The organism is Streptomyces sp. NBC_01750, assembly GCF_035918095.1.
Classification (GTDB): Bacteria; Actinomycetota; Actinomycetes; order Streptomycetales; family Streptomycetaceae; genus Streptomyces.
In genome coordinates this window covers 6,465,409-6,477,038 of the sequence record NZ_CP109137.1, presented here as the reverse complement: position 1 = coordinate 6,477,038, position 11,630 = coordinate 6,465,409, and the positions used below count along the sequence as shown (strand labels likewise).

Annotated in this window: 9 protein-coding genes; 5 read left to right on the top strand and 4 right to left on the bottom strand. The window is 69.2% G+C overall.

Annotated features, from left to right (window positions below; all coding sequences use genetic code 11):
- Window positions 1-82: 82 nt before the first annotated feature.
- The gene (locus OG966_RS29580) at window positions 83-328 is read left to right on the top strand and encodes a DUF397 domain-containing protein (RefSeq protein WP_326652980.1); all 246 of its coding nucleotides are present in this window, start codon (window positions 83-85) and stop codon (window positions 326-328) included.
- A 75-nt stretch (window positions 329-403) separates the two neighbouring features.
- Here OG966_RS29580 and OG966_RS29575 read toward each other — a convergent pair whose 3' ends face one another.
- From OG966_RS29575 to eccB, 4 genes are all read right to left on the bottom strand, one after another.
- Window positions 404-697, bottom strand: coding sequence for a WXG100 family type VII secretion target (locus tag OG966_RS29575; RefSeq protein ID WP_326652979.1), 294 nt, complete (start codon window positions 695-697; stop codon window positions 404-406).
- Between the two features lie 45 nt (window positions 698-742).
- Window positions 743-1,087: a WXG100 family type VII secretion target gene (locus tag OG966_RS29570; RefSeq protein WP_326652977.1), complete on the bottom strand. Its 345-nt coding sequence runs from the start codon at window positions 1,085-1,087 to the stop codon at window positions 743-745.
- Window positions 1,088-1,235: 148 nt separating this feature from the next.
- Window positions 1,236-2,483 (bottom strand): type VII secretion-associated serine protease mycosin, encoded by a 1,248-nt coding sequence (gene mycP, locus OG966_RS29565; protein WP_326652976.1) that lies wholly within the window; start codon window positions 2,481-2,483, stop codon window positions 1,236-1,238.
- 13 nt (window positions 2,484-2,496) lie between these two features.
- On the bottom strand, window positions 2,497-4,038 hold the full coding sequence (gene eccB / locus OG966_RS29560) for a type VII secretion protein EccB (RefSeq protein WP_326652975.1): 1,542 nt from the start codon (window positions 4,036-4,038) through the stop codon (window positions 2,497-2,499).
- 222 nt (window positions 4,039-4,260) lie between these two features.
- On the opposite strand from eccB, the gene eccE reads away from it, so the two are divergent.
- The 4 genes from eccE (at window position 4,261) to OG966_RS29540 (ending at window position 11,627) form a co-directional block, all read left to right on the top strand.
- Window positions 4,261-5,556 carry a type VII secretion protein EccE gene (gene eccE, locus OG966_RS29555; protein WP_326652974.1) on the top strand — a complete coding sequence of 432 codons (1,296 nt, stop codon included), beginning with the start codon at window positions 4,261-4,263 and terminating at the stop codon, window positions 5,554-5,556.
- Complete coding sequence (locus OG966_RS29550) at window positions 5,556-6,275, top strand: hypothetical protein (RefSeq protein WP_326652973.1); 720 nt, start codon at window positions 5,556-5,558, stop codon at window positions 6,273-6,275. Before eccE ends, OG966_RS29550 begins: the two co-directional genes overlap by 1 nt.
- A 286-nt stretch (window positions 6,276-6,561) precedes the next feature.
- Complete coding sequence (locus OG966_RS29545; protein ID WP_326652972.1) at window positions 6,562-9,645, top strand: SCO5717 family growth-regulating ATPase; 3,084 nt, start codon at window positions 6,562-6,564, stop codon at window positions 9,643-9,645.
- A 170-nt stretch (window positions 9,646-9,815) separates the two neighbouring features.
- Entirely contained in the window at window positions 9,816-11,627 is a 1,812-nt protein-coding gene (locus OG966_RS29540) for an ABC transporter substrate-binding protein (protein WP_326652971.1), read from the top strand.
- The last annotated feature ends 3 nt before the right edge of the window (window positions 11,628-11,630 follow it).

Here is an 11,630-nt window from a genome sequence, read left to right as displayed (position 1 = left end):
CCGGCAGCCGTCAAGGCTGTCGGAACGCACCAAGTAGTGTGGTCACGCACCTCGTTCATCGCACCTGGGAGGGACCGCGCCGATGGCTGACGCAAGCGAGAAGGAACGCCAGAAGGAAGAGCTGTACGCCCTCGACATCTCCGGCGTGGAGTGGCTCAGCGCGCCCGGCACGGCGAAGGACGAGGAGCGCGTCGAGATCGCGCATCTGCCCGGCGGAGCGGTCGCGATGCGCTCCTCGCTGGAGCCCGAGACGGTGCTGCGGTACACGGAGGCCGAGTGGCGCGCGTTCGTGCTCGGCGCGCGCGACGGCGAGTTCGACCTCAAGTAGACGGCCGTACGACGGATACGACGGAGGGGTTGCCCGCTCAGGCGGGCAACCCCTCTGTCTGTGGAGCAGAGCTCGTCACATCATCATGCGGAAGCGAGCGGCGTTGCCCTTGTCCGTGTCCTGGTAGCCGACGACGGACTCGCGGAGCAGGCGCGCGATCGTGTGCAGGTCCGTGGTCAGTCCGTCCATGTCGGCGGTGAGCTGCGACTGGATCGCGACGTAGGCCTCCTTGGCCTCACCGTCCCAGCCGCCCGCGACGTTCCTCACGTGGGTCATGAGGGTGGTGAGCTGTTCCGTCAGGTCCGAGGCGGTCTTCGTGGTGTCGCTTGCCGCCTGCGTCACTGTGTCGTAGTTGACTTGCATGGTCATTCTTTACTCCTGGTGGCGAAGTTCAGCGAACGGTGCGGACGGCACTCACATGCCGAGAATGGCGCTCTCGTTGGCCTTGGTGTGAGCGTTTTCCATCTTGGCGAACGACGACATGCGCTCCCGCTCCTGCTCGTCGAAGCCGTCGGCGCTCATCTTCACCAGGTTCTGGAGGTTCTCCAGGTCACGCTTCACGCTCGAAAGCTTCTTGTTCAGCTCGGCCTGCGTGATGTCGTACTGCGCGCTCGCCGCACCCTTCCAGCCACCCTGAATGAGGTCGACCACGCGGTTGAGGTCGCGGATGCGCTCACCCAGCGTGGTCTCGAAGTGCTGGATCTTGCCGGAGAGATCCCCAATATCGCTACTGGTTACCTTCAGGTCTTTACCCGACATCTGTGCCCCTTCTTCCTACGACGGCGCTGTAGACGGAAGCCGATTGGATGCCGCCCCCGTGCCGGACACAGTCCTCACTGAGTCCTACCGTCACTCTATCCACTTGGTACGACGGTTCCAACTGCAAAGTCCCGTAAGGAGACTTGGCTCACTGGGCCCTTCTGCGCCGGGTGTCCCGGATGACCGTTGCCGCCCCGGCGACCACTGCCACCAGTACGACGCCAATGCCCAACGCGTAGGTTGCGTACCGCTCCTTGCGTTCCTGAGCCGTCTCGGTCATCGCCAGATGCGCCGCCTCCGGCGCGGGCGGCTTCGGCGGGCCGGGGTCGGCGTGCGGTGCGTCGATCGGGCCGCCGTCGCCGCTGAGGGCGCGCACCGGGTCGATCACGCCCCAACCGACGAAGCTGTCCTTGCCGTTGATGCTGCGCTCGGCGGTCTGCTCGATCTGCGCGATGATCTGCGGCACGGTCCACTCGGGGTACTTGGCCTTCAGCAGCGCCGCGACCCCGGCGACGTACGGCGCGGAGAAACTGGTGCCGTTGTCGACGCACTGCCCGTTTCCGGGGACGGTGGAGACGACGTCGACTCCCGGGGCGGCGATGCCGACGAAGCCGCCCGCCTGCGAGAAGACCGCCCGTTCGTTGTTGCGGTCGGAGGAGGCCACGGCGAGAACGCCCGGGAACGCGGCGGGGTAGGTGTCCTTCAGCTTGCCGTTCATACCGTCGTTGCCGGCGGAGGCGACCACGACGATCTTCTTCTGGATCGCCCGCTGTATCGCCTTGTTGAGGGCCGAGTCGAGCGAGAGCGGCTTCGTCGTGTCCTGAGAGATGTTGATGACGTCGGCGCCCTTGGTGATGGCGTGCTCGATCGCCGTGGCCATCGTCTTGTCGTTGCCGCTGTTCTTCTCGTCGTTCTGGCGGATCGGGATGATGGTGGCCTCGGGCGCGAGTCCCACGAAGCCTGTGCCCTTGCGGGGGCGCGCGGCGATGATCCCGGCGACCTTGGTGCCGTGGCCGACGTCGTCGACCGTGCCATCGGTCTTGCCGCGCTTGTCGTCGCTCGAGCTGTCCTTGTCGGGCTTGAGGAAGTCCTTGCCCGCGGAGGCGTCGACGGCAGACTTGAGCTGGACGTTGTCGTTGTCCACGCCGGTGTCGATGACCGCGACCCGGACGCCCTTGCCCCTGGTGTCCTGCCACAGCTCGTCGAGCAGCACCCGCTGGAGCGGCCAGGGGATCCCCTCGATCTGCCTCTTCATCGGGAAGGTGCACTCACCGCTGCCGTTGATGCCCAGCGGGTGCGGGGCTTCATCGGCATATGCGGCCGGGGACACCGCCGACAGACCCGTCAGCGCCGCCGCGGCGGTCAGCAGAACGGTCTTCCTGCGCAGGTGCAGCATCGGTCGCACTCCTCTACGAACCCTGCGGCTGACGCGCGCTGTTGGTGTCGAGCCGGGGCCCCTTGGACAGGAACTCCGACCAGTTGATCGGCACAAGGGTCGGAGTGACCTTCTCGTAGCCGAGCCGGATCTGCGCCTGGCTGGGCTCGGGGCGGCCGTCCTGCTGCTTCTCCTGGTCGCCCGTGCCGATGTCGGAGCGGTCCGCGTCGCTGTCGCCGTTCGCCTGGACGGCGTACCGCAGTCCGGTGTCGGTCACCAGGAACAGCGAGCCGTCGGGCTTGGTCTGCTTGCCCTGGACCTGCGTGTAGAGAAGGCCGGTTCCGGGGGTGACATAGGTGCTGGTGCCGCCTGCGGTGATCTCCGCCGGGTACTCGGAGCCGGCCCAGGTGGACAAGGTCGTACGGCCCTTCTCATCGACCTTGCGCAACACGCTGCAGACGGTGTCGCGGTCGCCGCCCGCGGAGTTGACCTGCTTCGACCTGAGCGAGGGCCAGCGGTTCTGGGCGGCGAAGAAGTCGCTTTCCGGGGCGATCGACGCCGCGTCGACGCCGACCGCCTCGCCGCGCATATTGAGCGTGTCGGTCTGCGGGGAGTTGATGAGCAGCCAGGCGGTGAAGCCGGAGACCGGCTGGACCTTGCCGGGCAGCACGACGTACTGCTGTGGCCCGGAGCCGGTCTGCGCCTCCAGGACCATGCCGACCTTGTCCTGCTCGCCCGTCAGCCCGCCGCCGATACCGGCGCTCACGCCGACCTGGCCGGGGATGACGGGAAAGTCGACCGGGGTGCCGTCGTGCAGCGTCGCCAGCCAGTCGTCGGTGACGGACTGCGGCTGCTTGCTGCCGACGAGGGCGCGGGTGAGGATCCCGGCATCGGACTGGCTGCCGCGGACCAAGTACTTGGTGCCGCCGGCGTCCACGAGGTAGCGCAGCCCGTTCTGGCCCTTGACGTACAGGACTTGGCCGCCGCTGAGGCGCTGCTCGCCCTCGGTCCGCTTCAGATCGCGCTCGCCCAGGACGAAGGTCGCCTTCTGCACGGTGTTGCCCTTGCCGCCACCGGGCTGCTCGCAGACCGCCCAGCGCTTGGACTCGGCGGCCTCCTTGGCGCTGGGCAGCCGGTCGGGCGCGTAGGGGATACCGAGGATCGGCCCGCGCGGGGGTTTGCCCGAGTCCAGGATGTCGTCGCTGACCTGGATCACCTTGAACTGCTGGGGGGTGAGCAGCAGTCGGGCGGACGCGAGGTTCAGTACGGGGTGGAGGAGGACCTTCTTGTTCTTGCCCGTGCCGGTGGTGAGCACCACGTAGCGCGTGGTGGAGTCCTTGCCGACGATCACATTGGTGAAGGGCTTCGCCCAGTCCTTGGGAGCCTTGGGCTTGAACATACCGAAGGCCCCGAACCCCGCCAGAATCAGCGCACCGACGATGACGCTGGGTATGACGGCACGCATGGGGCGCGGCGCCCCCTCCTCCGTACCTGTGGTGGAGGGTTGGAGGAATGCCGCCACCGTGCGCTTCTTCGCAAAGGTGTACGCGTTGAGCTCATCCCGCCGTGATGCCATGAGTCCCCATTGGTAAAGAAGGCACTGATCTCCCCGCGGGGGCCTTGTGGTGAGCACGGTCCCCGGGCCCTGGTTGTCGGACCGGCCCCCTACTATGCCTGTTGATCGACGGTGCTTGTGGGGCGGGTAGGGTGATCCAGCCGCCAGGAGCCTTGCTACGCAGGGCCGGACAGGGGTGATCGGGATGAATTGGGGCCTAATGAACTGGGGGGTGGCGGATTAATGGCTTCCGCGACGCGGGTGCGGCCGGCACCCCACGGGCAGGCCTCGGTACGGCCCACCGCGCCGTCCCAGGGACCGGCGGCACCCCGACTCAAGGCACGACCCGGGCACTTCGGTTCGTTCCGACTGCAACAACTCGTACTGATCGAGATCGCCGCTGCGCTGCTCCTTTTGGCCTGGGCGATCGATCCGCTGATGCTGGTTCCCGCCTTTGTGGCGGCCGCGCTGCTGGTGCTGCTGGCCCTGCTGCGCAGACACCGGCGCTCGATGCCCGAGTGGCTAGCCACCGTCTTCGCGCTCCGGGCGCGCAGGCGCAGGGCCGCATCGCTGGTACTCCCGTCCGATACGGAACCGGGGCTCGCGCCCGTCGTCGAGTGCGACCCCGCCCTGCGGACGTACACCTACAGCGACCGCGACCGACGGCCGGTGGGCATGATCGGCGACGGGACCTTCCTGACGGCCCTGCTGCAGGTCGAGTCGGACGCCACGGCCCTGCGCTGCGACCGTACCGCCAGGCCGCTGCCGATGACTCTGCTGCGCGATGTACTCGACGTCGACGGCATCCGGCTGGAGTCGGCACAGATCGTCCAGCACACCCAGCCCGCGCCCGCACCGCATCTGCCGCAGCAGTCGGTCGCCGCACGCAACTACGCACCGCTGCAGGCCCAGACCGGGTCGCCCGCGATACGGATCACCTGGATCGCGCTCAAGCTCGACCCTGAACTCTGCCCGGAAGCGGTGGCGGCGCGCGGCGGCGGTCTCGAGGGCGCGCAGAAGTGCCTGGTGCGGACTGCCGACCAGCTGGCGAGCCGGCTGACCGGCGCCGGATTCCGGGCCACCGTGCTGACCGAGGAAGAGCTGACGGCGGCCATCGCCACCTCTTCCTGCGCCAGCCCGATGGCCATCGCACAGGCGAGCCGGGCGGAGACGCCCGCGCCGCGCACCCAGGAAACCTCGCGCACCTGGCGCGTCGACGACCGCCGCCACACCACCTACTGGGTGAGCCGCTGGCCCCAACTCGGCGGCGGCGGGGCCCCCATGCCGCAGCTCGTCGCCCTGCTCACCTCCATTCCCGCGCTGGCCACCACCTTCAGCCTCACGCTGGGGCACGGCGACCGGCAGGGCGTGACGGTCAGCGGGCATGTCCGCATCACCGGGCGCAGCGACGAGGAACTGGTGGCCGCGCGCCATGAACTGGAGCGCGCCGCCCGCGGGGTCAAGACCGGGCTGGTGCGGCTCGACCGTGAGCAACTGCCCGGCATGCTCGCCACACTGCCGCTCGGGGGAGCCCGCTGATGTCTGTGCCTGCCGCCAAGCCTCGTATCGGCTTCGGACTGATCGGACCTCGCCGGGACCGGCATGCGCTGTCGGTGGACCAGCTGTCCTCGCTCGCGCTGCCGGTCGGCGACGACGGAGTGGTCATCGGCGTCGACGCCGAGAGCAAGCCCGCGGTGCTCGGCATCAACCGCCCCACGGCGTACGACGTCACCCTGATCGGCGGCCTGTGGACGGCGCAGGTGCTCGCGCTGCGCGCGGCCGCGACGGGTGCGCGGGTCACCGTGGAGACGGGCCGGGCGCCCGCGTGGACGACGCTGGCCCAAGCTGCGGGCGGCGGGCAGCAGTGCATATCGCTGCACGATGTGGGGCGGGTGCCGCCGCAGGGCGCTTCGGCCGGCAGCCCGGTCGTGGTGGTGCGGGACTGCGGGATGCGACCACCGCGCGGACGGGTGGTCTCGGGGCCCTGGCAGTCGGTGGTGACGCTGCTGCCGTATCTGAGCCCGGTGGCACCGCGCCTGATGGAGAAGTCGGGTCTGGTCGGGATACAGCGCGTCTCGCCGGACGAGGCCGCGCAGATCGGGCGCATCATGCATCTCCCTCGGCCCGAGACGGAGGCGCTGTCCACTCTTGCGGACGGCGTCACGCTCTGGTGCACTGCGCGGGACCGGCAGTTCGTCATGACACAGGCCACGGACGCCGAGACCGGATTGTTGGGCAGCGCTCGCCGAATGGACTGAGCGGCCATCAGTCCGTACGCAGTTGTACCATTTTGACCCAACGATCTCTTGACGCTCTGCCGCCCTCAGTTCACTTGGGGGCAGGGCGTGACGTACGGGACAGCCGCCGACGGGTGGTCGGGCCTGCCGTACCGAGGTTGTTGGCGATTAGGGTGGGACAGGGCGCGACGGAAGAACCTGCGGGCATGCCGGCCGCGTCCTGCAGGGGGAGAGCCGGGCCGACCGGACGAACAGGTCGCCCCCACCCACCACGGCACAAGGGTGCTCGACCACACCAGGAGGCAAAGTGAACGGCGATCGGGACGAGATCCACGGGGGCTGGAACATTCCCGTCGATGATCAGTCCGACGCGGAGCCCGCCGAGCTGACGGGTGAGTTCACCATCGACTACACCCCGCCGGCCTGGTACACGCAGAACGCGTCGGGCGACACGTCGGGCGGGGGTGCGGGCCGACAGGGGCTCACCCCTCCTCCCCCGCCGCCCAACGGTGCGCCGGTGGCCGTGCCCGGGCTGCCCGCAGGCAGTGGCTTCGAGCCGAACTGGGCGCCGACGCCGCCGCCTCCGGCACAGGTCCAGGCACCCGTGCCTGCTCCGGCTCCTGCCCCGGTGCCTGCTCCTGCTCCTGCTCCTGCTCCCACGCCCGATGCTGTGCCGTCGGCTCCGGCTCCGGCTGCCGAGGCGGCCGCCGAGCCCGCGCCGCAGCCTTTCGGGGGCGGCGACATCGAGAGCGGGGCGACCATGCGGTTCTCCCCGGCCGCGCTGAAGCGCGAGATGGAGGAGCGGGCCGCGGCCAAGGAGGCTGAGGAGTCCGAGTCCGAGTCCGAGTCCGAGTCCGACTCTGGTTCCGGCTCGGGTTCTGAGTCTGGTCCGGAGGGCGCAGCGGACGATTCCACCGAGGGCGAAGCCGGCACCCAAGCCGAACCCCAGACCGAGGCTCCGGCCGCTGCGACCACTGACGACGCTTCCCCGGCCGCCTCCGCGGATGAGACCGAGGACTCGGTGAGCACCGGGACACAGGACACCGACGGCGACGACTCCGCCCCCCGTGACGAGGCCGCCCCGACGGACCCGGAGGTTCCGGCCGAGGAGCCGGCCGACTCCGTACCCCAGGACGCCGCCCCGGCCGACTCCGTACCCCAGGACACTCCGCCCGCGCCCGTTCAGCCCTGGTCTCCGACGCCCCCGGTACAGAACACCGGACTGCCGCCGCTGCCGCCCGCCTTCCAGCCGGCCGCACCGATGTCCGCGCCGCAGTGGCCCGTATCCGCGCAGACCAACGACCAGTCCGCCCCGCCGCAGGCTCAGCCGTCGACGCAGCACGGTCCTCAGCCGGCGCCCGCGTGGCAGACGCCCGCCCAGGCAGCTCCGTCCGTTCCCTCTGCTCCTGAGCAGCAGCAGGGAGGTTACGGATTCCCGCAGCAGGGCCAGCCCGGTCAGCCGGCGCCCGCCGCGCCGCTGCCTCCGGCCGTCCCGGGCCCCGACGCACAGAACCCGCACGGCGGTTACGGATTCCCCCAGCCAGGTCAGCCGGTGCCGGGACAGCCCGCCCCGCACGGCGGCTATGGATTCCCGCAGCCAGGACACCCCGGCGGGCCCACCGCGAGCGCGCCCGTACCGCCGCAGACGCCGAACCTGCCCGCGCCCGCCACGCCCCCTCATGCCGCGCAGCAGAGCGAGCAGAGCGGTTACGGGTTCCCGCAGCAGAGGGTGCAGGTCGGCCACGGGTTCCCGCAGCAGGGCCAGCCCGGTCAGCCGGCGCCCGCCGCCCCGCTGCCCCCGGCCGTCCCGGGCCCCGACGCACAGAACCCGCACGGCGGTTACGGATTCCCCCAGCCAGGACACCCCGGCCGGCCCACCGCGAACGCGCCCGTACCGTCGCAGACGCCGAACCTGCCCGCGCCCGCCACGCCGTATCTGCCCGCGCAGCAGGGCCAGCCGCAGGCTCCTCAGCAGCCGCACGCCGCGCCCGTCGACCCGCGGACCGGTGCCGCCTGGCCCACCCCGGTCACCCATGACCAGCGCGAGCGTTCCGTGCCCGGCGCCCCGCTCGGGTACACCGCCGCCGTCGAGCTCTCCTCCGACCGCCTGGTCCGGGGCAAGCAGAAGGCCAAGAGCAGCCGCAATCCCTCCAACGCCGCCCGCTTCAAGCTCGGCGGCAAGAAGGAGGAGGCGGAGCGGCAGCGCAAACTCGACCTCATCCGTACGCCGGTGCTGTCCTGCTACCGGATCGCGGTCATCAGCCTCAAGGGCGGCGTGGGCAAGACCACGACGACGACCGCTCTGGGCGCGACCCTGGCCACCGAGCGGCAGGACAAGATCCTGGCGATCGACGCCAACCCGGACGCAGGCACGCTCGGCCGCCGGGTGCGGCGCGAGACCGGGGCCACCATCCGTGACCTGGTCCAGGCGATCCCGTACCTCAACTCGTACATGGACATCCGCCGGTTCACCTCGCAGGCGCCCTCCGGTCTGGAAATCATCGCCAACGACGTGGACCCGGCGGTCTCCACGGCGTTCAACGACGAGGACTACCGGCGTGCGATCGACGTACTGGGCAGGCAGTACCCGGTCATCCTGACCGACTCCGGTACCGGTCTGCTCTACAGCGCGATGCGCGGAGTGCTGGATCTGGCGGATCAGTTGATCATAGTCTCGACGCCGTCCGTGGACGGTGCGAGCAGTGCGTCGACGACTCTGGACTGGCTTTCCGCCCATGGGTATGCCGAGCTGGTGCAGCGTTCCCTCACGGTCATCTCCGGGGTCCGCGAGACCGGAAAGATGATCAAGGTCGAGGACATCGTTCAGCACTTCCAGACGCGCTGCCGCGGTGTGATCGTGGTGCCCTTCGACGAGCATCTGTCGGCCGGCGCCGAGGTCGACCTCGACATGATGCGCCCCAAGACCCGTGAGGCGTACTTCAACCTGTCCGCCCTGATCGCTGAGGATTTCGTTCGCGCTCAGCAGCAGCAGGGGTTGTGGACCGCGGACGGCAACCCGCCGCCGCACCTGGCCCCGCCGATGCCGGGCCACCAGCAGGCGCCGGGGCAGCCCGTCCCCGGACAGCCCATGCCCGGACAGCCGTACGCGCCGCAACAGCCGCACCCGCAGGGCCAGCCGCAGCCGCCGTACGGTGGCCAGCAGCCGCCGCAGGGTCAGCAGCCCTATCCGCCACAGGGCTGGCAGCAGTCGCTGCCCTCTCAGGCCCAGGCTCCCGGGAGTCCGCCCGCACCTGTCCACGGCCAGCCGGGTCACCCCGGTCCGCAGGGCCAGCCGGGTGGTCCGGGACAACCGGATCTGCAGGGGCCCGTACCGCCCGCCGGATGGCCGCAGCAACAGCCTCCGCAGGCACCGCCAGCCCCTCAGCAGTAGCGCGACAGAGGTCTGAACCAATGAGGGCCCGCACCGTCTCCTCGGTGCGGGCCCTCTTTACATTCCCGCAGCCCACACGGGGTTTGACGCATCGTTGACGCGACTCGCCACCGCTGATAAACCTTCGCTTCACCTTCTCCGAGCGAGTGATGACGCGAGGTTTCCGTCCCATGGCCACAAAGGTTCCACCCCGCATCCGACTGCTTCTGGCATCCGGCGCCGCCGCCCTGTTGGTGGCCGGCTCGGCAACCCCCTCGGCCGGGGCCGCCGACGACAACGGCAAGAAAGTCCTCACCGTCGCCGTCTCGCAGAGCGTGGACTCCCTGAGTCCGTTCCTGGCGCAGAAGTTGGTCAGCACCACCATCCACCGACTGGCGTACGAGTACCTGACGAATTACGACGTCAAGGACGCCCATCCGATCCCCGGCCTCGCCACCGCGTGGAAGCCGTCCCCGGACAAGCTGACGTGGACATACACCATCCGGAAGAACTCCAAGTGGTCCGACGGCAAGCAGGCCACCGCCGAGGACGCCGCCTGGACCTTCAACAAGATGATGACGGACGAGAACGCCGCCACCGCCAACGGCAGCTTCACGGCCAACTTCAGGAAGGTCACAGCTCCGGACCCCGCAACGCTGGTCATCGAGCTGAAGAAGCCGCAGGCCACCATGGCTGCGCTCGACGTCCCGATCGTGCCCAAGCATGTCTGGGAGAAGGTCGGCGACTTCTCCAAGTTCAACAACGACAAGAAGTTCCCGATCGTCGGCAACGGCCCCTTCATCGTGACCGATTTCAAGGTCGACCAGTTCGTCAAGCTCAAGCCCAACAAGGACTTCTGGCGCGGGGCGCCCAAGTTCGACGAGCTGGTGTTCAAGTACTACAAGGACGGTGACGCGGCGGTCGCCGCACTGCAGAAGGGCGAGGTGTCCTTCGTCCAGGGCCTCACGCCCGCCCAGGCCACCGCCCTCAAGAGCGCCGACAACATCAAGGTCAACGACGCGCCCGGCCGCCGCTTCTTCGCCCTCGCCACCAACCCGGGCGCCAGGTCGAAGGACGGCAAGAACTTCGGCAGCGGCCATACGGCGCTGCTCGACCCGGCCGTACGCAAGGCTCTCTTCCACGCCACCGACCGAAGGACCATCGTCGACAAGGTCTTCCAGGGGCACGCCGTGGAGGGCGAGGGCTATATCCCGCCGCGCTTCGACTCGTACTTCTGGAAACCGGACGCGAGCCAGCGGATCGCGTACGACCCGGCGAAGGCGGCCACACTCCTCGACCAGGCCGGCTACAAGAAGAACGGCAGCGGAAAGCGCGTCGGCAAGGACGGGAAGGTGCTCGACTTCCGAATCCTCTGCCACGCCACCGACCCCAACGACAAGGCGATCGGCAAATATCTGCAGGAGTGGTGGGGCAAGCTCGGTGTCGGGCTCAAGGTCGACTGTCTCGACAATGTCTCCGACCCGTGGGTCAAGGGCGACTACGACCTGGCGTTCGACGGCTGGTCCGTCAACCCGGACCCGGACTTCGTCCTCTCCATCCACACCTGCTCCGCGCTGCCCGCCACGCCCAAGGACACCGGCGCGACAGACAACTTCATCTGCGACAAGCAGTTCGACGGGCTGTACGCGCAGCAGACCGCGGAGTACGACGCCGCCAAGCGGACCGACCTGGTCAAGCAGATGGAATCCCGGCTGTACGACACGGGCTACATGAATGTCCTCGCGTATCCGAACGCCGTCGAGGCGTACCGTACCGACCAGATCAAGTCCATCAAGACGATGCCGGAGGCCGCGGGTAACCTCTGGGGTCAGGACGGCTACTGGAGTTGGTGGTCGGCCGAGCCGGCCGCCGGTGACGGCAGCTCCGACAGCGGTGCTTCCATGGGCCTCGTGATCGGCATCGGCGCCGCTGTTGTCCTCGCCGCCGGACTCGGGCTCTTCGTCGTGATGCGCCGCCGTTCGACCGCGGAAGACCGTGAATAGTCG

Excerpts from the sequence above, each read along its gene's own strand:
- eccE (WP_326652974.1), top strand. The coding sequence starts at position 4,261 with ATGGCTTCCGCGACGCGGGTGCGGCCGGCACCCCACGGGCAGGCCTCG.
- OG966_RS29580 (WP_326652980.1), top strand. The coding sequence starts at position 83 with ATGGCTGACGCAAGCGAGAAGGAACGCCAGAAGGAAGAGCTGTACGCC.
- OG966_RS29540 (WP_326652971.1), top strand. The coding sequence starts at position 9,816 with ATGGCCACAAAGGTTCCACCCCGCATCCGACTGCTTCTGGCATCCGGC.
- eccB (WP_326652975.1), bottom strand. The coding sequence starts at position 4,038 with ATGGCATCACGGCGGGATGAGCTCAACGCGTACACCTTTGCGAAGAAG.
- OG966_RS29550 (WP_326652973.1), top strand. The coding sequence starts at position 5,556 with ATGTCTGTGCCTGCCGCCAAGCCTCGTATCGGCTTCGGACTGATCGGA.
- OG966_RS29570 (WP_326652977.1), bottom strand. The coding sequence starts at position 1,087 with ATGTCGGGTAAAGACCTGAAGGTAACCAGTAGCGATATTGGGGATCTC.
- mycP (WP_326652976.1), bottom strand. The coding sequence starts at position 2,483 with ATGCTGCACCTGCGCAGGAAGACCGTTCTGCTGACCGCCGCGGCGGCG.
- OG966_RS29575 (WP_326652979.1), bottom strand. The coding sequence starts at position 697 with ATGACCATGCAAGTCAACTACGACACAGTGACGCAGGCGGCAAGCGAC.